The organism is Dokdonia sp. Dokd-P16 (genome assembly GCF_003095655.1).
GTDB lineage: Bacteria > Bacteroidota > Bacteroidia > Flavobacteriales > Flavobacteriaceae > Dokdonia.
The window spans coordinates 1,744,553-1,768,530 of the sequence record NZ_CP029151.1 but is presented as its reverse complement, the minus strand read 5'-3'; the positions used below and the strand labels follow the sequence as shown (position 1 = coordinate 1,768,530).

17 protein-coding genes are annotated in these 23,978 nt (G+C 37.7%); 7 read left to right on the top strand and 10 right to left on the bottom strand.

Going from position 1 to position 23,978, the window contains the following annotated elements:
* Positions 1-3 precede the first annotated feature (3 nt).
* The gene (locus DCS32_RS07980; protein WP_108877793.1) at positions 4-1,311 is read left to right on the top strand and encodes a RagB/SusD family nutrient uptake outer membrane protein; all 1,308 of its coding nucleotides are present in this window, start codon (positions 4-6) and stop codon (positions 1,309-1,311) included.
* 144 nt (positions 1,312-1,455) lie between these two features.
* On the opposite strand, the gene DCS32_RS07975 is transcribed toward DCS32_RS07980, so the two are convergent.
* The 4 genes from DCS32_RS07975 to DCS32_RS07960 are packed head-to-tail and all read right to left on the bottom strand — an operon-like array spanning position 1,456 to position 8,166.
* Complete coding sequence (locus tag DCS32_RS07975) at positions 1,456-5,001, bottom strand: efflux RND transporter permease subunit (RefSeq protein WP_108877792.1); 3,546 nt, start codon at positions 4,999-5,001, stop codon at positions 1,456-1,458.
* Positions 5,002-5,004: 3 nt separating this feature from the next.
* Positions 5,005-6,171, bottom strand: a complete 1,167-nt coding sequence (locus DCS32_RS07970) for an efflux RND transporter periplasmic adaptor subunit (protein WP_108877791.1) — start codon at positions 6,169-6,171, stop codon at positions 5,005-5,007.
* A 49-nt stretch (positions 6,172-6,220) separates the two neighbouring features.
* Complete coding sequence (locus DCS32_RS07965; RefSeq protein WP_108877790.1) at positions 6,221-7,561, bottom strand: TolC family protein; 1,341 nt, start codon at positions 7,559-7,561, stop codon at positions 6,221-6,223.
* Positions 7,561-8,166: a TetR/AcrR family transcriptional regulator gene (locus DCS32_RS07960; RefSeq protein WP_108877789.1), complete on the bottom strand. Its 606-nt coding sequence runs from the start codon at positions 8,164-8,166 to the stop codon at positions 7,561-7,563. Before DCS32_RS07960 ends, DCS32_RS07965 begins: the two co-directional genes overlap by 1 nt.
* Before the next feature lie 162 nt (positions 8,167-8,328).
* Between DCS32_RS07960 and DCS32_RS07955 the strand changes: the two genes are divergently transcribed.
* A complete protein-coding gene (locus tag DCS32_RS07955; protein ID WP_108877788.1) occupies positions 8,329-9,303 on the top strand; it encodes a polyprenyl synthetase family protein in 975 nt (324 codons plus the stop codon).
* Between the two features lie 12 nt (positions 9,304-9,315).
* On the opposite strand, the gene DCS32_RS07950 is transcribed toward DCS32_RS07955, so the two are convergent.
* Positions 9,316-9,801, bottom strand: a complete 486-nt coding sequence (locus DCS32_RS07950) for an OmpA family protein (RefSeq protein ID WP_108877787.1) — start codon at positions 9,799-9,801, stop codon at positions 9,316-9,318.
* Between the two features lie 95 nt (positions 9,802-9,896).
* Here DCS32_RS07950 and DCS32_RS07945 point away from each other — a divergent pair, with 95 nt between their 5' ends.
* Entirely contained in the window at positions 9,897-11,309 is a 1,413-nt protein-coding gene (locus tag DCS32_RS07945; RefSeq protein ID WP_108877786.1) for a CotH kinase family protein, read from the top strand.
* A 1-nt stretch (position 11,310) separates the two neighbouring features.
* On the opposite strand, the gene folK is transcribed toward DCS32_RS07945, so the two are convergent.
* The gene (gene folK / locus DCS32_RS07940) at positions 11,311-12,447 is read right to left on the bottom strand and encodes a 2-amino-4-hydroxy-6-hydroxymethyldihydropteridine diphosphokinase (protein WP_108877785.1); all 1,137 of its coding nucleotides are present in this window, start codon (positions 12,445-12,447) and stop codon (positions 11,311-11,313) included.
* Positions 12,448-12,543: 96 nt separating this feature from the next.
* On the opposite strand from folK, the gene DCS32_RS07935 reads away from it, so the two are divergent.
* On the top strand, positions 12,544-13,257 hold the full coding sequence (locus tag DCS32_RS07935) for a queuosine precursor transporter (protein WP_108877784.1): 714 nt from the start codon (positions 12,544-12,546) through the stop codon (positions 13,255-13,257).
* A gap of 108 nt (positions 13,258-13,365) precedes the next feature.
* On the top strand, positions 13,366-16,047 hold the full coding sequence (locus tag DCS32_RS07930) for an AsmA-like C-terminal region-containing protein (RefSeq protein WP_108877783.1): 2,682 nt from the start codon (positions 13,366-13,368) through the stop codon (positions 16,045-16,047).
* Positions 16,048-16,109: 62 nt separating this feature from the next.
* Here DCS32_RS07930 and DCS32_RS07925 read toward each other — a convergent pair whose 3' ends face one another.
* From DCS32_RS07925 to der, 3 genes are all read right to left on the bottom strand, one after another.
* A complete protein-coding gene (locus DCS32_RS07925; RefSeq protein ID WP_108877782.1) occupies positions 16,110-17,027 on the bottom strand; it encodes a patatin family protein in 918 nt (305 codons plus the stop codon).
* An 82-nt stretch (positions 17,028-17,109) separates the two neighbouring features.
* Complete coding sequence (locus DCS32_RS07920) at positions 17,110-19,890, bottom strand: outer membrane beta-barrel protein (RefSeq protein WP_108877781.1); 2,781 nt, start codon at positions 19,888-19,890, stop codon at positions 17,110-17,112.
* A gap of 431 nt (positions 19,891-20,321) precedes the next feature.
* Entirely contained in the window at positions 20,322-21,629 is a 1,308-nt protein-coding gene (der, locus tag DCS32_RS07915) for a ribosome biogenesis GTPase Der (RefSeq protein WP_108877780.1), read from the bottom strand.
* A 164-nt stretch (positions 21,630-21,793) separates the two neighbouring features.
* Between der and DCS32_RS07910 the strand changes: the two genes are divergently transcribed.
* Together DCS32_RS07910 and DCS32_RS07905 are read left to right on the top strand one after the other, a co-directional pair.
* A complete protein-coding gene (locus tag DCS32_RS07910; protein ID WP_108877779.1) occupies positions 21,794-22,423 on the top strand; it encodes a LysE family transporter in 630 nt (209 codons plus the stop codon).
* A 51-nt stretch (positions 22,424-22,474) separates the two neighbouring features.
* Positions 22,475-23,089, top strand: coding sequence for a LysE family translocator (locus DCS32_RS07905; protein WP_108877778.1), 615 nt, complete (start codon positions 22,475-22,477; stop codon positions 23,087-23,089).
* Here the strand turns inward: DCS32_RS07905 and DCS32_RS07900 are convergent.
* Positions 23,086-23,883, bottom strand: coding sequence for a DUF2797 domain-containing protein (locus DCS32_RS07900; RefSeq protein WP_108877777.1), 798 nt, complete (start codon positions 23,881-23,883; stop codon positions 23,086-23,088). The two genes, DCS32_RS07905 and DCS32_RS07900, sit on opposite strands and share 4 nt — an antisense overlap.
* Between the last annotated feature and the right edge of the window lie 95 nt (positions 23,884-23,978).

Genomic DNA, 23,978 nt, shown 5'->3' with positions numbered 1-23,978 from the left:
CATATGAAAACATATAACAAAGCAATAAAATATATAAGCTATGCGATGGTCATAGGCTTTATAACAGCCTGTTCTATAGACGAGGTGGTTGATCCCAACAGACCAAGCCTGGGTGGTGTTCAAGAAAACGCCAACATAGGACAACTTAACGAACTTGTAGTAGGTGTAGAATCTACACTAAGAAACGGCTTAGGCATTGAAACTACAGCTAGTGGCACCATAGCGAGAGAGTTATATCTATTTGATGCAGATCCGAGAAATACAGGTGATCTACTAGGAAAAAATGGTATTGCACTTGACAATAACTCTTTTTATAGCACTGCACAATGGAATGGAAATTACCGCTGCATAAAAAACACCAATATTCTTATTGATGCCGCAATGAATACGGAAGCGATAACAGAAGAAGAAAGACAGGGCTATATAGGTGTTGCCAAAACTTTTGCTGCTTATGAACTAATTCAAATTGTAAAATCTTATAATGTTGCGCGTGTGGACGTAGCTGACGAAGACAATCTAGGTCCGATTGTAAGTGCAGACGAAGCTCTAATGGCTGCTAAAAATATGCTTGATGACGCTTTTACAACTCTTAATGGTGCTAGTTTTGCTTTCACATTGAGTGATGGTTTTGATGGTTTCAATACACCATCATCTTTTCAAGAGTTTAATAGAGCTGTAGCAGCGATGACCGCTGTTTATTCAGGTAATGGAACAGAGGCACTAAGTGCTCTTACTAATTCCTATTTTAACCTTAATGGCTCTTTAACCGCTGGACCTAAACACATTTTTAGTCTAAGCCCAGGAGATCAAGCAAACCCTGTGTTCCGTGCTCCTGACTTAAATGGTGATCAAATCATTGTACACAATAGTTGGATTGAGGATGCAGAAGTTGGTGATACTAGGGTAACTACTAAAACAGCTACTCGCTTAGATGCTCAAGGACAAGATGATCTTAATGGGACCAATGAAACTAGACTTTATGCCTCTCAACTTTCAAGCATAGATATTCTGAGAAACGAAGAGTTAATCCTTCTATATGCAGAAGCTAGTATTCTTGCTAGTAACTTTGATGATGCAGCAACCGCTCTTAGTATTATACGCAATAGTGCGAGTCTAAATGATTATACAGGTGCTTTGACACCAGAAGCGCTAACAGATGAATTATTAAAGCAACGTAGATACTCTTTATGGTCAGAGAATTCTCGTTTATATGACGTAAGAAGATATAATCTTGAAAATACACTGCCTATTGACAGACAAGGAGACCTCATATTTACTGAACTACCAGTACCATTATCTGAGAATCAATAAACAAACATCTAATTCATTCAAACCCTCTCAATATCTATTGAGAGGGTTTTTTTATGCTTTCGCGAAAGCGTAATTACTCATTAAAAAAGCGCATTCAGCTTATTGCCGAATGCGCTTTTCTACACTAATTAACTAACTAATTACTTATGCTGCTTCTGGCAGCTCTTTTTCTTCTTCTTCCGCATCTTTACCACCTCGTATTTTGAATTTAATACGATATACTATGTAGTATAGTAGTGGTACAATAATAAGCGTTAAGAAAGTCGCTATGATTAATCCGTAAATTACGGTCCACGCTAGTGGTCCCCAGAAAATCACGTTATCACCTCCTACATAAATACCTGCATCAAACTCTTGGAACAACCCAAAGAAGTCAATATTAATACCTATAGCAAGTGGTATCAACCCAAGTACTGTTGTTATCGCTGTAAGTAGTACCGGGCGTAATCGTGCACGACCACCTTCTATAATGAGTTCTTGCATGGTCTTTTTATCAAGCATTTGCTTTCCTTCCAGATCTTGCGCTACTTCTTTACGATCTACAAGTAGCTGCGTATAATCAAGTAGTACCACTCCATTATTTACCACAATACCTGCAAGAGATATAATTCCCATCATGGTCATGATAATTACAAATGGCGACCCACTTATGATGATACCACCAAATACTCCTATAAAACTTAAGAAAATGGCTATCATAATGATGATAGGTTTTGAAATGGAACTAAATTGAAATATTAATAAGAAGAATATTAATGCCAGTCCGCCAAAAAATGCACTTACCAAGAAATTCATTTCCTTTGCTTGCTCTTCAATTTGACCTGTATAGTTTACCTTAATATCCTTTGGTATTTCGTCGAAGTTTTGCATCTCTTCTTGTACAGCAGCTACTACCACACCTGCATCTGTAAAACCAGCGGCAAGGTTAGAATATACTGTCACCACACGCTTAGAATCTCTGTGCTTTATCGCACTAAATGAAGATGTGTTTCTTGTAGTGGTTACTGCACTTACAGGTACTTCTTTTACTTGACCTGTAGCAGGATCTCTAAAAGTGATGTTCTGATTAAATAAAGCCGACTTATCATATCGCTGCTCTTCATTGAAGCGCACGTAAATATCATAATCTTCTCCATCTTTTTTATAAACCCCAGCTTTATCACCAAAGATAGAACGACGCAATTGCATCCCTACTTGACCAGTAGCTACACCCAGCTCTCCTGCCTTCTGGCGATCTACAAGAACTTCTGTTCCTGGTTTACCTCTATTTACATTAATCTTAAGCTCATCTACCCCAGGAACGTTGCGGCTATTGATATAGTTACGCATCTTTTCTGCTGCGATGATGAGTTCTTGATAATCTTTTCCTTCTAATTCAATATTGATAGGATATCCCTGTGGTGGTCCTGCAGCATCTTTTTCTACAGTAATTACAACTCCCGGATATACTCCTCTTACTGCATCTTGTACCTTAAAACGAAGCTCTTCACTATCTGCTTCATTACGGTACTTATACTCACGCATAGTAGCTGTAATTTTTGCTCTGTGCGGCATTTCGGCGGCGCTTCCTCCGTCTGTTTGTGGGTTACCTGCGCCTTCTCCTACTTGTGACACAGAAGTTTCTACAAGTGCATTGTAATCTTCACCTTCTAAGTATGCCTCATCATTAAAGACCTTGAACACACGCTGCTCTATCTCTTTAGTGATTGCATCTGTCTTTGTAATTGCTGTACCTTCTGGATATTCTATATAAACCGTAATCTGGTTAGGCTTATTATCAGGGAAGAATTCTATAGCTGTACGACCAGCACTCACAGATCCTCCAAAAGCCATAAAAGTTAAAATAAGCATTAAGAAAATCCCTACTACAAATCCTATAGGCTTATACCCTTTAATCGCCCATCCTAAGAATCTCTTATAAACATCTTCTAACCACGTTAAGAAACGTTTTTGGAACGCATCGGCAGCACCTTTAAGTACGTATTTATAAATCCACATGAAGATAATAGTCGCAATCACAAGACTTCCTAGTCCGCGTATGCTTCCACCTAAAAATAATATCATTAACCCAATAGGCAACATGATGAGTGAGGTACGAATAAGAAATTTTCGCGAAAGCGCTTTCTCATCTGTTTTCATAAACTGTGATACGAGCATCGAGTTTATAAAAATTGCTACAAATAGTGATGACCCTAGTACCACAGATAATGTGATAGGGAAGTAAATCATAAACTGCCCCATAATCCCTGGCCAAAGTCCTAATGGTACGAAAGCTGCTACCGTAGTAAGTGTAGATATAATAATAGGGAATGCAATCTCTCCAATACCTTTTTTGGCCGCTTCTATACGTCCCATTCCTTCTTCGTCCATAAGACGATACACATTTTCTACTACCACAATACCATTATCTACTAGCATCCCAAGCCCCATAATAAGGGCAAAAAGAATCATGGTATTCATGGTATAACCCATCAAGTTGAGGATCATAAAACTCATGAACATAGACATAGGAATTGCAAACCCAACAAAAAGTGCATTTTTAAATCCTAAGAAGAACATAAGTACGCCTACCACGAGAATAATACCAAAGATGATATTGTTTACAAGGTCGTTTACTTGGTTTTCTGTCTTTGCACTCTGATCATTTGCGGTACGCACTACAACATCAGGAGGAAATACCTCTGCCGTAGCATTTGCTATAATCTCGTTGATTTGCTCAACAGCTTCAATCATATTTTCGCCAGATCTTTTCTTTACATCTAGCATTACCACCGTCTCGCTTATCTCCTCATCATTTACAGTATCTCCTTCATATAATGTGAGATCTCTAGCGTAGGTAGTTTTATCCTCTTCAGAAAAAGTTACCTCTGCAATATCCTTAAGGTATACCGCCCCGTTATCTGATTTGATTACAAAATCTTCAAGTTCTTCTGGGCTTTGGATTTCTCCTATCACACGAATGTTACGACGTTGTCCGCTACTCACAAGATTACCTGCAGATAGGGTCATATTTTCATTACCTATAGAAGCAAGTATGTCATTAAAACTTACTTGAGCAGCAATCATTTTATACACATCTACTGCTACTTCTACCTCACGCTCTTGCGCACCACGTATAGTTGCTTCTTTGATTTCCTTAAGGCTTTCTATCTCATCCTGCAGGTACTCTGCATATTCCTTAAGCTTTATAGTAGGATAGTTACCAGATACGTTTACATTAAGAATAGGTGTCTCCTCAGAGATACTTAAGTCAAATACGTTAGGCTCTACCTTTGCATTGTTAAACGTAGGCCAGTCTTCATTTGCCGTTTCTGAATCTACCTCATCCTTTACTCGTTGCTTTGCCTCCTGTACATCAACTCCTTCCTTAAACTCTATGGTGATGATTGCATAATCTTCTTGCGAAGTAGAAAGCACCTCAACCACGTCTGATAAGTTCTGAAGTTTATCCTCTAGCGGATCTACAATGAGACGTTCAATATCCTCTGCGGTGTTCCCAGGATATGGGGCCGAAATATAAATTTTAGTCTCGTTAATTTCCGGGAAATTCTCACGCGCCATACCTAAGTATGCCCCCATTCCTAAGGCCAGAAACAGCGCCATAAGAACGTAAATAATGGTAGGATTATCAATCGCCCAGCTGGAGATTGCAAATTCCTTATCTACATTTTTCTTTTTCTTATCTGTCATCGCTTAGTATGTTAAGATTTTTACAGCTTGGTTGTCTTTTACAGATCGCGCTCCTTCTACAATGATTTTATCGCCTACTTCTACTCCAGAAAGCACTTCAATGCGATCTCCTTGAGATTTACCAGTAGTAATTATTTTTTGCTGCGCTATCATTTCGTCCGCTTTCGCGAAAGCGATATATACAAATTGCTCACCGTCTGCATTTTCATTAATTACATTGAGAGGGATTAAAATCGCGTTATCTGCTGTATAATCGTTAATAGAAAGTCGCGCAGTAAGGTTAGGTTTTACCTTACCATCTTTATTAGGAACATCTACTTCTATAGCAAAACTTCTGTTTGATGGTTTAATGTAATTACCAGTCTGACGCACAGTAGTCTCAACCGTCTCTCCTAATACAGGAAAATCTACTTTTACCTTTTTACCAGCAGTTACTGTAGGTAAGTAGCTCTCAGGAATCTCTGCAGCTACATACATATTGTCAAGATTTACAATTCTAAATAACGCCATTCCTGGAGCAACTACCGTTCCTTGGTCTGTAATTACTTGGTCTATCACACCAGAAAAAGGTGCATTTACAGTAGTCTTACCCAGCTGACTTCTAATTTGACTCACCATATTTTGTGAAGATTCATATTGAGTTTTTGCTTGTAGGTATTGAATTTCAGATCCTATTTTTTGATCCCATAAACGTTGCTGGCGTTCAAAGGTAGTTTTGGCAAGTGCAAGTTGTGATTCCATTTGTGCTACTTGACTACCTAAACCTCCATCATCTATGCGAGCTAGTGTTTGTCCTTTTCTCACACGTTGCCCTTCCTTTACAAGTACTCTTGAAAGCGTCCCTTGGTATTCTGGATAAATAAGCACATTTTGCTTAGTCTCCACATTACCTTGTACTTCAATAAAGTGATTAAACAAAGTATCCTTAACCGTCATTGTAGTAATAAGAACCTCTTTCTTGTCTCTTGGTGTTTTTTCTTCTAGCACTTTTTCTATTTGTGCAAGTTGATTATTACTAGTTGTTATCTCTGCCTTAAGTGCTTCTTTCTTAGCTTGAAGCTCTTCTACTGAGCCAGACTCTATGAGTGCTTCTACAGATTTTCCGCTAGTGTCTCCTCCACAAGAAACGAGTGCAATACTTAAGATAGCAAGTGTTATATATTTTTTCATCATTGTTTATTTCTGGTTGGTACTCTATTAAAATTCCTTGTTAAGAAAACTAGTTATTGGTATAATTAGGCACATTAAGTATGGTCTCAAGATCTGCCTTTGTTGTGATTATTTGCAACATTGCTTGTAGCAACTCCTGTTGCACTTGATAAAGCTGTGTCTGAGCTTGTCTCAAATCAAAACTCGTACTCAAGCCTTCTCTAAATTTTACTTGGTTTTTATTCTCGATACGCTCTGCTAGCGTGATATTCTTAAGAGATGTATTGTAGTTATCTATGGCAAGCTCATGATCACTTTTGGCAGATGCATATGCAAGTTTAATTTGCTGTTCTGTCTCCTCTTTTTGAGTTTTGGCTTGATCTAGCGCTATTGCCGCTTGCGCAGTTCTTGCATTACGCATTCCAGAACTAAAAATTGGAATGTTAAGTTGGAAACCGGTAATAGATTGCGGAAACCACTTCTCGTCACTATCAAAGAAGTTAAACTCGTTACGCCCTGCAAATGTTCCTACATTTATAAAAGCACCTAATGTAGGCAGCGCTTTACTTTTTTCAAGTTTAAGTTCGAGCTCACGTTGTTCATTAAGATTATTTGCAATCTTGTAATCTACATTTTGCTCTAAGTTTACCGTATCATTAAGAAGTCCTAATGCAGGTAATGCTAGTCCTTCTAGGGTTTGCGTGAGCACCGTTTCTTGATCTATATCAATCCCTATTGCTAGGTTAAACATTTGCTTTGCAATGGTTACCATACGCTTTGCATTTGCGCGCTGATTCTTAAGTGATAAAAACGTAATCTGTAGCTGCTCTACATCTTCCTCCTCTGCAAATCCATTTTCAAAAATGATTCTAGTCTCCCTAAGGTTGTCTTCTAATGTCGCAATATTCTTATCTAGTATTGCCACACTTTCCTCTGCAAGCAGTACTCCTCCGTATGCATTTATTACACCCTTACGAACTTCTAGCTGCGTTTTCTCGTTTGCATTTTTAGAAAACTCAAGAAATGTTTTGGCAGCTTGTAACCCTACAAGGTATGAACCATCAAAAATAAGCTGACTCAATGTTGCCGTTGCAGTAGCATTCTGTTGTGTTCCAAAAACTACAGGAATAAAAGTCCCAGGCTCACCACCCGTAAATTCTGCTGGAATAAGCTGTGTAGGCTGTTTTATCTGGTAGTTATAATCAAAACTAGCGCTTACCTGTGGTAATCCACTAGCGGTAGTCTCCCATTTTCTCTTAATTGCCTTTGCGATATCTCGGCGGCTATTGATAGCTGTATAATTGCTATCTAGAGCAAAGGTTACAGCCTCTTCTACGGTAAAACTTCTAGTTTGTGCTATTGTTGCAACACTTACTAGTAATAATATCGCTATCGATAATCTCTGTATCATTAGTTGTGGTTAGATTTGATGAGTTTATTTAAAATTTTTCTTCCTTTAGGTGTTACAATACCACGTATGTGATACTCTAGATACATATCATATAAGTCTGACACGGGAAATGTAGATTTAGGAAAAATAGTCTCATCCTTAATTCCGGTCATTCCCGTGAAGTAAATATTTACTACAAACTCTACACTTATATCACTTATAAAAAGTTCTTGTTCTATCCCTTTGAGCACGTTTCTAGTCACACAACTTTGCATGTAATCATACTGACTCTTTCTAAGCGTCTGGTGTATCTTAGGATAATATTTTTGAAGCTGATACATAGAAGAAGTACGCTCTCCATTAATGTGCTCAAGTACATATTTCTTAATGTCATATAATTCTTCAATAGGATTTAACTCACGCTCAAATATGGTATCTATCCCTCCGCATATATCTGTAAACATCTGCATCGCACTTGCAGAGACTATTGCTTCTTTATTTGAATAGTAGCTGTACACTGTTTTCTTAGACATACCCATTTCTTTGGCTATATCATCCATTGTGATGCTCTTAAACCCCTGGCTTAAAAACAACTCTGTGGCAGTATTTAATAATTGTTCTTTCATATTTCGAGTGCAAAAATACGTAGGAAACTTTTAAAGTTTTTATAGTTTCCTATTATTTTACACAAATTTTAACAGTTGTAAGGTTTTAGGGTACGCTTTCGCGAAAGCGTAATAGGGCATAATCATCTCTTATCACTTATTTTTACAAAAAAATTGCAATTCATGCGCAGCATTCCAGAGTACACAGAGGTATTTATTGATTATTTAAATAAACACACCTTAGAGAAAGAGCCGAAAAATTTATATGACCCTATAAATTATATACTTGGCTTAGGAGGTAAGAGACTGCGTCCTGTGCTTACACTTATGGCTTGTGAGCTGTTTGAAAAAGACCATGCTATCGCACTTGATGCTGCACTAGCCATAGAAATTTTCCACAACTTTTCATTAGTACATGATGATATTATGGATGATGCTCCACTGCGTCGTGGTAAGGAAACTGTACATGAAAAATGGGATATAAACACTGGGATCCTTTCTGGAGATGCAATGCTCATAAGGGCGTACCAACTCTTTGAAAATTATGAAGGTGATACCTTTAAAGAACTAGCAAAACTCTTTTCTAAAACGGCAATTGAGGTTTGTGAAGGGCAACAATATGACGTAGATTTTGAGACTCGTGACGATGTTACCATCCCAGAATATATGAAAATGATTGAGTACAAAACAGCTGTACTCGTGGGCGCTGCTCTTAAAATGGGAGCTATAGTTGCTGGTGCTTCAAAGACTTGTCAAGAAGCAATTTATAACTATGGACGAGATCTAGGTCTAGCATTCCAACTACAAGATGATTATCTAGATGCCTTTGGCGATCCAGAGAGTTTTGGGAAGCAAGTGGGCGGTGATATTATAGAAAATAAAAAAACCTTCCTATACCTTACTGCGCTTATCAATTCTGATAAAGATGATGCACAACAACTAGAGCATTTCTTCTCTATCTCACCAGCAGATCCTGCCGATAAAATAGAAACCGTAAAGCAACAGTTTTTAGATTCTGGAGCAGCAAAAGCTACAGAACAAGAAATCGCCAAATACACGCAGAAAGCATTTACAGCACTAGATAACGTTGATATCTCTGAAGATAAGAAAGAGGTATTGCGACTTTTTGGAGAGAGTTTAATGAAGCGTACTTACTAAGAAAACGTAATGCTATGGTAATGAATTAATTGCCCTTACTCTCAAACTTAATCCCACGCTGTCTTTAACAGGGAGCACGGTAATCTTAAGCTGATTTCTTTCTAGTCCCTGACTTATAAGATATTCTCCTACCTCCCTAGCTCTTGCCTGAGCAAGGCAAGCATCTGTGGTGTCACTAGCACTTGATGAATAATAGCTTTCTACTTCTAATGAGAGCTTACGTTCCAGTAATAAACGCACTCGTTTATTAATGTAATGTTTATCATAATTAGATAATCGCGGATCCATACTATCACTAAGAATCTCTAAAGTTTGATATTCTTTCCACTCACAGAGTACCGCTTTCCATAGTTTATCTTCTCCTACACCGTCACGTGAAAGGTAGCAAACCCCTGGTTTTGGGTTAGGAGGACCAAGCGCTATACTTGATTTTGCACTTTCTTGCCCCATCAAAATAGTAGCAGAAAGGCAGAGTAAAAAACTAATTATCAATCTCATAGCATAAAAGTACAATTTTATAAGACTCTCAAAATTTCCTTAACATTCATTTGTGGCATTTCAATTGCTTTATCTTTACTGTAAATCAATCTATTGTGAGATATTCAATTTTTTTATTAGTACTAGCAATTTCTATTAACTCTTGTGCCCAAGTATCCTTTACTCCACAAAGCGTGGCAATAGACGATTCTCTTAATATTGCCATTATCCAAATACCTAAAGGGATCACAGTAACAGATGCAGATTTCCAGATTAGCGGACTATCATACACTCTTACTCTTTCAAGTAAGGATGCTATTTATACTGCTTCTCACCAATTAAAGCGTGGCGCTACTACTTATAAAACCTATCTCACTTCATATCCGCTCATACAGATAGATGCTCCACAGGGGATTGTAAATGAGCCTAAACGTATGGCAACAATCTCTTATGCAGATAAAGACACGCAGTTTACAAGTTATGCAGGGATAGAACTGAGAGGAAGCAGCTCTCTTGTGTTTCCTAAAAAGACGTACGACCTCAACTTTTATAAAGACAGTCTAGGTTTTGAAAATCAAGATTATGAGCTTGCAGGTATGCGCAATGATGATGACTGGATTCTGGATGGGCTTTACAACGAGCCGCTACGTATGCGTTCTTACCTCTCTCTCAATTTATGGAATGATATTTACAAACCGCATTATCTAGATAAAGAACCAACAGCCAAAGCTGGCGCAACAGCAGCCTATGCCGAGGTTTTTGTAAACGGGAGCTACCAAGGCATCTTCTTACTACAAGAACAAATAGATCGCAAACTCGTACAAGTAAAAAAGAATCGTGGTGACACGGTGCGTGGTGAGATTTTTCAAGGGGCGCGCTACCTAGGCGCTAGCTCTTTTGACTCCATATCTCCTAAAAAGAATTTCTTAGCAAGCTGGGGCGGTTATGATATTAAATACCCTTCTGACACTAATGCTCCCTGGGATAATGTATACCCTTTTACAGATTTTGTAGTGCATAGTGATGATAACGCTTTCGCGAAAGGAATTTCAGAACAATTTGTAATCAATAACGCGATTGATTATTTCCTATATATCAATGCTGTGCGCGCGCCAGATAATTTAGGCAAGAATTTATATCTCATACGTTACGATGCAGGAGAACCTTACTTCTATGCACCATGGGATCTAGATGGAAGCTTCGGGACTATTTTTAGTGGTAAACGAATAAAAACCACCGATGATTTTCTCACAAATGGTCTCGTGAGAAGACTTATAAAAACAAATGCAGATGATTTTAACACGCGTTTTAAAAAACGATGGAAAACACTTCGAGCTCAAGTATTGAGTCAAGAAGAATTACTCACTAGGCAACAAAATGTATATGAAAAACTCTCATCTAATCTAGTTTTTGAAAGAGAACAGCTGGTATGGAAAGATTTTAAATCTGACCGAGAAGGGCTAGACTATATGCAACAATGGACTAAAGAAAGACTTGCGTTTCTAGATGATTATATTTCTAAACTCTAAATTACTCGTTTGTAAATTGATTGATAATTGATAAAAAATCAGCTCTATTTTTGACAAAATCTAACTCCGAAATATCAATAATCTTTACATTAAGATTATGTTGAGTCTTTATAAAATCTAGGTATCCTTGATTTATTTTTTCTAAATATGTAGGATCGATACTCTTCTCATAACTACGACCACGCTTCTTTATGTTCTTAAGTAAACGCTCTGTATTTTGATAAAGGTACACGTATAAGTCTGGCTGCGGCATATCTTTATACATCATTTCATGAAGACGTTTATAAAGTAAAAACTCCTCCTCCTGCAACGTTACCTGTGCAAATATGAGCGATTTATAACGATCATAATCTGCACACATAAAATCCTTAAAAAGATCATATTGCCCTAAATCATCTAGAAGCTGCTGGTATCTATCTGCTAGAAAAGACATTTCTAGAGGGAAGGCAAATCTATCTGGGTCTTTATAAAATTTAGGCAAAAAAGGATTGTCCTTAAAGCGCTCAAGTATAAGCTTTGCATTAAACTCCTCAGAGATCATCGTGGCGAGGCTTGTTTTTCCTGCTCCTATATTTCCTTCTATGGTAATATAGTTGTAACCACCTAGATCAATACTATCTTGTGGTTTTTTGAGCCACTTAGCCTGCTTAGTAAGTATACTATCATCAATACAAGCTTCTAATAACCCTAAATAAGTGACTGGGTTTTCAGCTGTAGATAATGCCTCACATACCTCATCACCTGCGATATCTGCAAGTGGCTGTAGCACAAACAAACGCTCTTGCATATGTTTATGAGGAACTGTGAGTTGGTCGGAATGCCTTACAACATCGTCATAAAGCAATATATCTATGTCTATTATTCTTGATTGATAAGCGGTTCCTTCCTTTTCCTTGCGACCTAGTAATTGCTCTATAGATTGTGTCGTGTCTAAGAGTTTTTTAATAGGTAGTGATGTTTCCATCCTCACCACACAGTTGTGAAAATCTGGCCCCTCAAAACCCCAAGCAGGACTTTGATACACAGGAGAAATTTTTACAACCCTACCTACACGCTCAAAAAGCAATTGTATCGCTTTATCGAGTGCTTCATAAGTGTTTCCTTGATTACTGCCTAATGATAAGAATGTGGTATGCAAAGATCTAGCTATTGATTTACGAGAATAACATTTCACAACAAATTAAGGAAATCAAAATCACAATGCGCTAATTTTGAAATCGAAGTTATCAAGAAAATGCAACTACCCTCTAAAGATTTAAATACAAAGGATTTACAACTTGCGTATCGCATTTATGTCATTCTAGGCGCTCTTTTTATCTGTGCATTAGTTGTGTCCAATTTAATATTCCAAAAATTCTTTTCGTGGAATTTTTTCGGAATCTACACCTTTGAGATTTCGGTAGGGATACTTCCCTACCCAATTACCTTTTTAATTACAGATGTCGTAAGCGAGATTTATGGTAAGAAAAAAGCAAACCAAATGGTTACTGCTGGTATTTTTGCCTCCTTATTTTCGCTCTTAATCGTTTATGTAGGTGACGCTGTTCCTGCTACAAGCTGGTCTCCCGTAGATGATACACTGTTTACTAAGGTTTTTGGGGTCACTGCGCTCGCAGTTTTCGCAAGTATGATTGCCTATCTACTAGCACAATACGTAGATATTCATATCTATCACTTTTGGAAACGTATCACAAAAGGCAAACACCTTTGGCTCAGAAATAATTTTTCTACGTTCTTTTCTCAATTTATAGATACATTTTCGGTCCTTTCTTTACTCTGTATCTTTGGACTCATTGAGTGGCAGTTGTTTGGAGGTCTTCTTTTAGGAGGTTTTCTATTTAAAGTGATTGTTGCCGCTTTAGACACCCCATTTCTATACCTAGGTGTAGGATTATTTAAAAAGAGATTTAAACTAGAGGAAGGTGAGGAACTAAAGCTGCCTATTTAGGAGGTTGTTTATAAGAATTACAGATACGCTTTCGCGAAAGCGTACTAAAAATAAAGTAGTACAATAAAAAAGGGATGTAAATCTTGCTCGAAAGAGCCAACAAATATTATGAAAAAAGCACTCAAAATTACAGGTATTATACTTCTCGTTGTTGTGATACTGCTTGCAGCGTCGCCATTCCTTTTTAGAGGAAAACTAGAAGACCTACTCAAGAAAACCATTAATAATAATTTAAATGCACAGGTAGAGTGGTCTTCTCTCGACCTAAGCCTCTTTAGGAGTTTTCCTGATGCTACGGTTATAGTAAACGACTTTACGGTAATTAATAACGCTCCATTTGCTGGTGACACACTTGTGATTGGCAAAGAAATACGCATTGAGATGGGCGTCACCCAACTCTTTAAAAACACAGCAGATGAGCCTATTGCTATTGATGCATTATCACTTCTGGAAGCAAACGTACACGTACAAGTAGATTCTTTAGGCAATGCAAATTATGACATTGTAAAAGAGACAGCAACTACAGATACCGCTAGTGAGGAAAACTCAGAACCGTTTGTTTTTAACTTACAAGAATACAGTCTTATAGACTCAAAAATAATTTATGACGATCGCTCTACACAAACCCACCTAGAACTTACAGAAGTAAATCATACTGGTTCTGGAGATTTTTCGTCTATTGAGAGTTCGCTAGATACTAAGACACACGCCGTAGTTTCTTTTGATTATGGTGGCACACACTATCTAGACGGCCACGATCTGGACCTTGAAGCTGTAATCCAAATGGAGCTAGAAAAGCAGAAGTATACCTTTAAAGAAAACCTAGCCAAAATAAACGAACTCCCACTAGAATTTAATGGCTTCATACAGCTTCTAGAAGATGGCAATCTTATGGACTTATCGTTTAAAACACCTTCGTCAGATTTTAAGAACTTTCTAGCTTTAATTCCTAAGGAATATAGAGCAAATCTCGACGGCGTGGAGACGAGTGGCGATTTTCGCGTAAGCGGAATTATAAAAGGAAAAACAACGGAGACTAACATCCCAAATCTTGATATTGAGATTGTGTCTAACAATGCTTCTTTTAAGTATCCAGATCTCCCTAAAAGGATGAACAACATCAATATAGATGTAAAGATTAAAAATGATTCTGGCATCACAGAACTTACTTATATTGAGATAAACGACTTACGTTTTAAAATTGACCAAGACACCTTTACCGCAAAGGGAACGCTCAAGAATTTAATGGGTAATATGCTAGTAAATCTAGACCTAGATGGTGCGCTAGATTTGGGAAATATAGACAAGGTCTACCCACTTAATCTAGACCAACCACTACAGGGGAGACTTGTTGCAGATGTGGTGACGAGTTTTGATATGAACTCGGTTGAGAAGCAGCTGTATCAAAATATAAAAAGCACTGGTAATGCTACGCTTAGTAACTTCACCTACAGCACTCCAGAACTACCAAATCCCATTGCTATACAAAATGCAGCTGTAAGTTTTAAAACAGGCAATATCACGCTTAACTCATTTGCTGCCACAAGTGGGACTTCAGATATAAATGCCACGGGATCTATAGAAAATCTCATTCCGTTTGTAATGTCTAAAGAGGATTTAAAAGGTCGTTTTGATGTTACCTCAAAGGTGTTTAATCTTGATGATTTTGCAACTAGTACAGCAACGACATCTGGCACTACCCAAGCTAGCAAGAGCTCAAGCGACACAGCAATAAAAATTCCAGACTTTCTAGATGCCTCTGTAAACTTTAATGCTACAAAGGTGATTTATGATGGTCTTGAACTTAGCAATACAAAAGGAAGTGTGACTATTGCAAACGAGCAAGCATCATTAAGCAATCTTAACTCTGGCATCTTTGGCGGTGCGGCCGGGCTCTCTGGCTCTGTCACCACACGCAACGGTGCTCCTACTTTTAATATGACTGTAGATTTGAGTAGTATAGATATAGACCGCTCATTTAAGGAACTCGATATGCTGCAAGGTCTAGCTCCTATTGCAAAAGCCCTACAAGGCGCTCTTAATACTAAAATACAATTACAGGGACAGCTTGATAATAATTTCAGCCCTATACTTAGCACCATTTCTGGAGATGCATTTGCCGAAATTTTGACTGCAGATGTGGATGCAGATAAGATGCCGCTTCTTAATCTCTTATCGCAAAAACTTGATTTTATAAACCTTAACGACCTCAAACTAGACAAGCTCAAAACCAGCCTCACGTTTAATGATGGCCAGGTGACTGTAAAGCCTTTTGATTTTAATGTAAAAGGAATCAATGTACAGGTAAGCGGTGGACATAGCTTTACAAACGAGATGAACTACACCCTCAACCTTGATCTTCCTGCGAAATACCTAGGAGGTGACGTGAGCAGCCTATTATCAAAACTCACAGATGCCGAAAAAGAAAATATACATATAGACGTTCCTGTTTCCCTTTCGGGAAATTTTACTGCGCCTAAGGTAGATCTTAATCTAAAAGCAGCTACCACAGCGCTTACTAACCAGATTATAGAGATCCAGAAGCAACGCGCAAAAGACAAAGTAGAAGATAAACTTACTGATGTATTAGGAGGGTTTTTAGGCGGAAACAAAACAACGCCAGACACTACTGCGACAGATAGTACAACTACTGGCACACAAACCCCTCAAAATAGCACTACGAGGCCTAATGCAGAAGAGGCTATAAAAGATGTAGCAACAGATATTCTAGGAGGACTTTTTGGGAAGAAGAAAACAACTAAAGAAACGGTGAAGGATACGGTTAATTAATGCTGTAGTAACTCAAGTTATGATGTGATATATAAATATGCTGCTTTCGCGAAAGCGAGATACTACCCCTCATCATCCACCTTAATCTCGTTGAGTTCTTCGTTTTTATACTTGGCATAGTCAAAGCCGCTTTGCCACCATATTTTCATTTTTTCTTTGTTAAAAATGAGTGAATTTGTAGTGAGCACCGTAGGCGTATAATAGAAATTAATTATTGCCTCTTTTTGATTTGCTGCATACTTACCTATGGTGATGTTTTGCTTCTCGATACGGTCCATCATGAAACCATGAAGGTTACTAAGCAGAGAAAAAACATTAGTAGAAGGGAGGTTATTGTAATAAGTAACCTCTGTTTCAAGTATGATTACATCAATCTCGGTTGCGCCGCGTTCTACAGCCTCCTTGATGGGCACTAGCGCGCCAAAACCACCATCTGCATACTCACATCCGTTTTTTGAAGCAAGACTCATAAAAGGGATGTAATTACACGACATCCATACCCAATCGCAAAAATCTTCGTAAGTTTCTTCTTTACTGGATTTATACTCCGTCTTATGTAGAGATAGATTTGAAACAGTGACTAGCACTTCTTTGCCACTATCCTGAAGTTGTTTATAATTTTCCCTTGTAAAGGTTTTTTCAATAAGTTTTCTCAACTTTTTACTTTCTCCAAAAGTCTTAGAGCCTTTAAGAAAATTACGCAGTACACTCCAGTGATCAATAGCGATGGTTTGCTCTCCCCATTTATCTTTTTTAATTACAAATGGACATACATTAAAAATGGCATTCTGATTAACAGAAGTATACACTTCTTTTATCTTTTCGATGTTTTGAAGTGCAAGATGTGGCACTAGCAAACTACCTGTAGAGGTCCCCACCAGCATATCATAATCCTTACCCATTTCTTGCATAAGGTATTGGGCTACGCCTCCGCCAAAAGCGCCTTTACTTCCTCCTCCTGAAATGACTAATGCTCGCATTGTGGGTTCTCTTTGAGCTCAGAAAAATAAGGTTTTTAATTAAGAAATGAGTGTTTTGTTGAGGTACGCTTTCGCGAAAGCGTTAAAAGAAAAATACCCCACCATCATTTGTTTCTCCTTTTTTTCCTAGCGTATTGAACTTCCAACTAAGACTAAGCATAAAGTATTGCTCTAATACGGTGCTCTGTACATCTTGTATAAAGTTTGCATTTGCAGTACGCCTTGCGTTTGTATTCTGATCTAGTACATCATACACTTTCAAGGTTGCGGTAGCGCGCTCTTTGGCAAATGAATAAGCAAGTGTCGAGTTCCAAAACACTGCACTTCGCTGAAAATCTGAAGTAATGTTAGGGTTGTAATTATAGTTAATATCATTGCGCCACTCCCAATTTTTGGGAACAAACAAAGCCGTTCCCAATGAAACATTATGAGATATGAAATCTTGATCTTCAAATGCGTCTAGACCAAATTGAGTTTTTGAAATCGAGATGTTATAACTAGGCCTAACCTCAAATAACTTTTTCCAAGTGTATGTGAAATTTACACGCGGCGTAAGAGATCTCGTTTTACTAGCATATTGTACTTCGTTATTAAAGTTTACATTACGTCCAAAGTTTGTGTAAATACCTCCGCCATATTTTATACTACGTAAGGAATCTATTTTTACGTTTTTATTATAACCTCCTCCTGCTCCTACGCTATAATTACCATTTACGTTTACATAAGTAGTGCGACTTACTAGGTTATCATCTATGGTCGTTTTACGCACAATAGCATCGTTTGTAAACCTTCCATTTCCATTGAGATACCATCCTCCTCCTTTTTGAAAGTCATAATTATTGAATCCTCCATAAAAATTATAATCATTTGATGGGGCAAGATTAGGATTCCCTTCCACAATATTAAGTGGGTCTGACACATCTACAAATGGATTGAGCTGCGTGACTTCTGGAGGTCTGTTGCTCTTACCTAAACTTGCATACATAGATGCTTTAGGGCTAAACCTGTAATTTACGTACGTATCAAGTTCTAAAGCTTCAAAATTTTGTTTGATGTCTAGTTCTGGGCGCAAGTTGTCGTTATTCTCTAAGGTGCGAAATACATATCCTGCACTTACGTTCACATTTAGTTTCTCATTGTCGTAATTAAGTCCCAGCTTAGGCGTTGTGCGCGAATTACGACCTTCAAAATCTGTACTTAGTTCTTGATTGAGAATAGCATATTGTTGTGTTACCTCATCAAAGTCAAAGGTGCTTCGCTTCCGTTTTCTAGTATCACTACGGTGACCAAAATCTACATCAAGGAATAACTTTTTGGCAACTAAAGGAACTCTGTACGTGAGGTTGAGGTTATAACCGTCAAGTTTAGTTTCTCCATCTGTAAACTGATTACGATTAATTACTGATGGGTTATCGCCAAATATCTCTGTGTTTGACACTATAAAGTCTTCACTCTCTTGTCTATTGATTTCGTTTTGTACACGTGCTCTCACATAAGCTCCTTTGTCTCCCCATTTCTTGGTAACACTTAAGGTGTTTTCAAAATTCTTCCCCTCGTCTGTCACGAAGTTGTTTGTTGCCGACTCATTGATTCTCTCACCGTCTTCATTAAGTGACTCCTCTGTACGGCGGAAGCGTGTCTCACTATTTGCAAAAGAGAACTTTGGTTTTATATTAATGAGTAGTGTAGAATCCTTTTTAATATTAATAGTGGTATTAATACTATGGTTATCTGAATTTGAGTCATTACGAGAATCGCTGTTTGTAAAGAATCTTCTGTCTGGCAAAATATTCTCCCGCTCTACACGAGTCTCATCAAAAGAATTTGCAGCCGAGTAGAAATAATCCATATTGGCATCAAATCCTTTTGCATACTCATCTGTATAATTTGCTCCTACACTGCGGCTATTTACAATTCCTTGTCCGCCGCCAAAGCTTCTTCCGTCAATACCAAAGCTTCCGTTGCCATTAAAGTAAACGCTTCTTCCTCCTCCAAACATTTTTCTTATCTCTCCAAAACTAAACCCAGCAGAGTTGATATTATTTCCACCAGCTAGCACGCTGATGCGTCGCTCGTTATCAAAGGCATTTACAATACCTGCATATTCAAAACGATTATCTGTCCCACCACCAGCAGCTACTCTACCAAAGACTCCTTTATTCTTTTCTTCTGAGATAGTGAGATTGATAGTCTTACTCTCTTGATCACCATCTTCGCCAGCAAAAGCCTCATCGTCTGTCTTAGTATCTACTACTTGTATTTTCTCTACGATCTCTTTAGTGAGGTTGCGTGTAGCAATAGTTGGATCATCACCAAAAAACGGCTTACCATTAACTAGGATTTTATTTACTTCCTTACCATTTACTAAAATCTTACCGCTCTCGTCTACCTCAACGCCCGGCAGTTCCTTAAGCAAGTCCTCTATATTTGCATCTTTCTTAGTTTTAAAAGAAGAAACATTAAACTCTAGCGTGTCTTTTTTTACGGTTACTGGAGCTCTACTTTTTACAACAACTTCGCCCAAGGTGTTTGTAGAAGGTGCTACCTCTATATCTCCAAGCACAATATCACCCGTACTTAAATCTACATTTTTTGTAAAGTTCTCATAACCCAGAAAGGAGATATTCACACGTGCATCTTTCTCTTGTGCGCGACCTTCTAGTTGAAAAAACCCCTCTTGGTTTGTAATCGTATACGTAATGAGTGTACTGTCTTTTACGGTCTCTAAGAATACCGTTGCTGCTTCTAGCGTTTGTTTTGAATCCTTGTCTTTAAGAGTTCCAGTAATTGAAAAGTTTTGCGCCTGCATAGCTACAGATAAGCATAACCCTATCGCAAGGAGTACTAGTTGATTAATTCGCATTATAAACGGTTGATTGATTGATGTCTATCAAATAAACAATCTTTACTTCCAAATGATATGCTGACAGTTAAAATTTAGTAAATATTTAACAAGTTATTCTTCTTAAAATCTCAACTCATAACAGATTATTAACTCATACTAGAAATAGAGAAGTGTAAGTTTGTGTAACTAACCCTTAAACCAATTATCATGAATAAAATCATCAAAGGACTTATTGCCGCATATGGAGCAAAAAAATTAGGTGGCGGTTGCATAAGCACCATCATCATCTTCTTTATTATTTTCTGGCTTCTAGGGTTACTAGGCTAATATTCGGGAGATGTATTACAGGCTGCAAGGAGCCGTTAGAAAACTATTATAAACAACAAAAGCTATCAGATGTCTGATAGCTTTTTGTTTTATGTTTCGTTTTCACGAAAGTGTACTTTCAATTATTTTTTTCTAAAATAGATAGAAATAGGCACTCCTGAGAAGTCGTAAGCTGCACGAAGTTTATTTTCTAAAAATCTTCTATACCCTTCTTTAAGATACTGTGGCAAGTTACAGAACAACGCAAATTGAGGTTGTGGCGTAGGAAGTTGCATACAGTACTTAATCTTCACGTATTTACCCTTAATTGCTGGTGGCGGGAATGCTTCTACTAGCGGCAAGAAGAACTCATTAAGTTCGCTTGTTTTAATACGCTTCGTTTTGCTTTCATATACTTTTACCGCAGTTTCAATTGCTTTGAAGATACGTTGTTTCTCCAGTACAGAAATAAATACAATAGGTACATCTGTAAAAGGCTCTATCTGTTGCCTGATGTGCTTTTCAAAATTCTTCATCGTGTTGGTCTCCTTTTCTACAAGGTCCCACTTATTTACAAGAATCACGATTCCTTTTCTGTTACGCTCTGCTAGCCAAAATATATTTTGAACCTGGCCATCAAAACCTCTCGTTGCATCTACTACTAGTAAAATCACATCTGCGTGCTCAATAGCCCTTACAGATCTCATTACAGAGTAAAACTCAAGATCTTCTTTTACTTTTGCCTTACGGCGTATTCCTGCTGTATCTACAAGGTTGAACTCAAATCCAAAGCGATTGTACTTTGTGTCCATTGAGTCACGAGTAGTACCAGCGATATCTGTTACAATATATCTGTCCTCACCTATCAGCGCATTGATGAAAGATGATTTTCCCGCATTAGGACGACCTACTACAGCAAATCTTGGTAATTCATCTTTTTCCTCCTCTTCTACTTGCTCTGGAAGAGCTTCTACAACAGCATCTAGTAGATCTCCAGTCCCACTACCATTTGTAGCGGCAATGGTATAATAATCACCTAGTCCTAGGTTATAAAACTCAACAGCATCTGCTGCTCTTTTATTATTATCTACTTTATTTACAGCAAGGAAAATAGGTTTTTTTGATCTGCGAAGAAGTTTTGCAACCTCTTCATCCATACCCGTTACACCGTGCTCTACATCTACCATGAAAATAATAGCATCTGCCTCATCTATCGCAAGTTCTACTTGCTTATCAATTTCGGCTTCAAAAACGTCATCACTTCCTACTACATATCCTCCTGTGTCAATAACGGTAAACTCGCGACCGTTCCAGTCTGTTTTTCCGTAATGACGATCACGCGTCACTCCACTTACGGCATCTACAATCGCCTCACGACGTTGCACTAGACGATTAAAAAAAGTAGACTTCCCTACATTAGGGCGTCCTACGATAGCTACTATGGTACTCATTGTAAATTTTTTAGGTGTGCAAAGATAGCGTTAATCTACAGTCTTATGCATTTAAATGATTGTTCTCTTTATACCAACATTTTGGGAAGTAAATTTCCTATATCCTAAGGATATGATAAACTCTTGTCAATACATATGGTTATACTGTAGCTTTGCTATCTGCTATGATCATTATCGCATATATACTTACACTTACTATAGGACTTATAGGAGCCCTAATCGCCACGCTACCGCCTAGTGCGACTAATCTTGCTGTTGTTAAATACACAAGTGATAAAAATCTCACTAAGGCACTACACCTAGCCTATGGAGCTGCGCTAGGAGAGGTCATAATTGCTGGACTCGCTCTTGCTTTTGGCGTGCTTGCAAAGAGAATATTTGAAAAACACGAGTGGATACAGATTACTTTTATCGTTATCATGATAGCTGTAGGGATCTATTTTCTTATTAAAAAGAACACAGAAAATGATAATGACTCTTCTAGTAGGCCTAAACGATTTATCAATGGCCTTTTACTAGGCGGACTTAACATCCCAATGTTTATTTACTGGACTGCTATATTTTCCATAAGTTCTAGGTATGTTGTTTTAGACAAAAACTCCCCATGGCTACTCATCATATTTTTCTTAGTCGGAGTTTTTGCTGGTAAATTTGGACTACTTTATCTTTACGGTAAAGCTAGCGAGTATATGACTTCAAATTTTTCAAAGTTCAAGGGAACGCTCAATAAAATTATAGGTGTTGTTCTTATTGTTGCCGGAGCAATCCAAGCCATCAAACTCATAATCGATTAAAATTTTGATCATCATAAGTAAGCTTTCTCAAAAGTGTACCACTAAGTGTTTATGATTCTTACAGCTTTACTTATTGGCACTATCGCTACCATTCTGGGAGCACTTCCTCCTGGCGCGTCAAATCTTGCTGTAATCAAAACCTCCCTAAATGAATCTCACAGAGAGTCATTAAAAATAAGTTATGGTGCTGGACTAGGAGAAGTATTACTAGCCTTTATAGCATTTTCCTCTGGTATGGTTGTGCAAGATTTTTTTGAGATGAATCTTTGGGTACAATATGTAGTTGCTGCAGTTCTTGCAACTGTTGGACTTTACTTTGCCCTTAACAAGAAAGAAAGCACAAGGTCTAAAAGAAAAAAGTCATCGAAATATCTTCTAGGATTTACTCTTAGCGTCATCAATCCACCTGTTCTTATTTATTGGATTTTAGTGTTTTCTCTACTAGGTAGATGGTTATCAAGTAATGAATCTCACTCAGCTTTATGGCTGATATTATTCCTTAGTGGTGTTTTTATAGGAAAGGTTGCTACACTATACGGTTATAGTAGATTTGGCACTCATATTCAAAAAAAGAAATCTTCTTCAGGAAGTAATATTAATCGCTACATAGGTATTACGCTCATAATATTGGCCTGTATGCAAGTCATTAAGCTCACTGTTATTTAAGAAAGCACTTCTAAGCGTATCACATATCCTTCCCAACTACGCACATTAAATACAGTGTCATCTTCAAAAATGAGATACTGTCCTTTAATTCCTTTTAGAACACCTTCATAAGCGGGAGTTTTATCAAGATTAAGAGTTTTTAGTTTTTCGGGATATTTATCTACTGGAAAATGAATGTGAGTTTCTTCATTGCTAGGTATAAAATACTGCTGCGCCTCTTCTGGTATATATTTTTTAAGCGCATCCCTATACTCTGTGAGACTTAAGTCTTCTATATCATTTTTGAGCATCTTGCGCCAGTTAGTCTTATCTGAAACATGCTCTTTTAGTGCTAGTTCTGTTATACCCGCCAGGTATCTATTAGGCACTTCAACAATCTCTACTGCTTCATGCGCACCTTGATCTATCCACCTTGTAGGCACTTGGGTCTTACGAGTCACTCCTACCTTAACATTACTTGAGTTTGCTAGATATACAATATGTGGTTGTAACTGCACCTTCTTCTCATACTCTAGATCTCGTTCTTCTTCACCTAGATGAGCTTTAGATAGCTCAGGCTTCATAATCCAATCGGCAGCTTGTGGGACTTTATAAAAGTCATCATAGCAATACCCTTGACGGAAAATCTTTTTATTTTCGCCACAAGCCAGGCATTCGTATTTTACAAATTCAATATGCAACCTTTTTCCTAAGAGCTGGTTCATTTGTATGAAGTCACCATCCATTTCTAAATAGTAATTTATAGGATCTGTGTGCTCCGTTTGCATTTTTCTAAGGACACCTTGGTATTGCATTTAAGAAAACTTTGATTACAAAATGTGGGGAAATAAGGTTAAATTAGCTTTCGCGAAAGCAATAACCTATCCCGTTATATACGTGTAAATATACC

What these genes read in the sequence shown, in the direction of transcription:
- DCS32_RS07980 (WP_108877793.1), top strand. Translation starts at nt 4, where the DNA reads ATGAAAACATATAACAAAGCAATAAAATATATAAGCTATGCGATGGTC.
- DCS32_RS07920 (WP_108877781.1), bottom strand. Translation starts at nt 19,890, where the DNA reads ATGCGAATTAATCAACTAGTACTCCTTGCGATAGGGTTATGCTTATCT.
- DCS32_RS07960 (WP_108877789.1), bottom strand. Translation starts at nt 8,166, where the DNA reads ATGAAAGAACAATTATTAAATACTGCCACAGAGTTGTTTTTAAGCCAG.
- DCS32_RS07905 (WP_108877778.1), top strand. Translation starts at nt 22,475, where the DNA reads ATGATTCTTACAGCTTTACTTATTGGCACTATCGCTACCATTCTGGGA.
- der (WP_108877780.1), bottom strand. Translation starts at nt 21,629, where the DNA reads ATGAGTACCATAGTAGCTATCGTAGGACGCCCTAATGTAGGGAAGTCT.
- DCS32_RS07910 (WP_108877779.1), top strand. Translation starts at nt 21,794, where the DNA reads ATGATCATTATCGCATATATACTTACACTTACTATAGGACTTATAGGA.
- DCS32_RS07930 (WP_108877783.1), top strand. Translation starts at nt 13,366, where the DNA reads ATGAAAAAAGCACTCAAAATTACAGGTATTATACTTCTCGTTGTTGTG.
- DCS32_RS07900 (WP_108877777.1), bottom strand. Translation starts at nt 23,883, where the DNA reads ATGCAATACCAAGGTGTCCTTAGAAAAATGCAAACGGAGCACACAGAT.
- DCS32_RS07955 (WP_108877788.1), top strand. Translation starts at nt 8,329, where the DNA reads ATGCGCAGCATTCCAGAGTACACAGAGGTATTTATTGATTATTTAAAT.
- DCS32_RS07950 (WP_108877787.1), bottom strand. Translation starts at nt 9,801, where the DNA reads ATGAGATTGATAATTAGTTTTTTACTCTGCCTTTCTGCTACTATTTTG.
- DCS32_RS07975 (WP_108877792.1), bottom strand. Translation starts at nt 5,001, where the DNA reads ATGACAGATAAGAAAAAGAAAAATGTAGATAAGGAATTTGCAATCTCC.
- DCS32_RS07965 (WP_108877790.1), bottom strand. Translation starts at nt 7,561, where the DNA reads ATGATACAGAGATTATCGATAGCGATATTATTACTAGTAAGTGTTGCA.
- DCS32_RS07925 (WP_108877782.1), bottom strand. Translation starts at nt 17,027, where the DNA reads ATGCGAGCATTAGTCATTTCAGGAGGAGGAAGTAAAGGCGCTTTTGGC.
- DCS32_RS07970 (WP_108877791.1), bottom strand. Translation starts at nt 6,171, where the DNA reads ATGAAAAAATATATAACACTTGCTATCTTAAGTATTGCACTCGTTTCT.
- DCS32_RS07935 (WP_108877784.1), top strand. Translation starts at nt 12,544, where the DNA reads ATGCAACTACCCTCTAAAGATTTAAATACAAAGGATTTACAACTTGCG.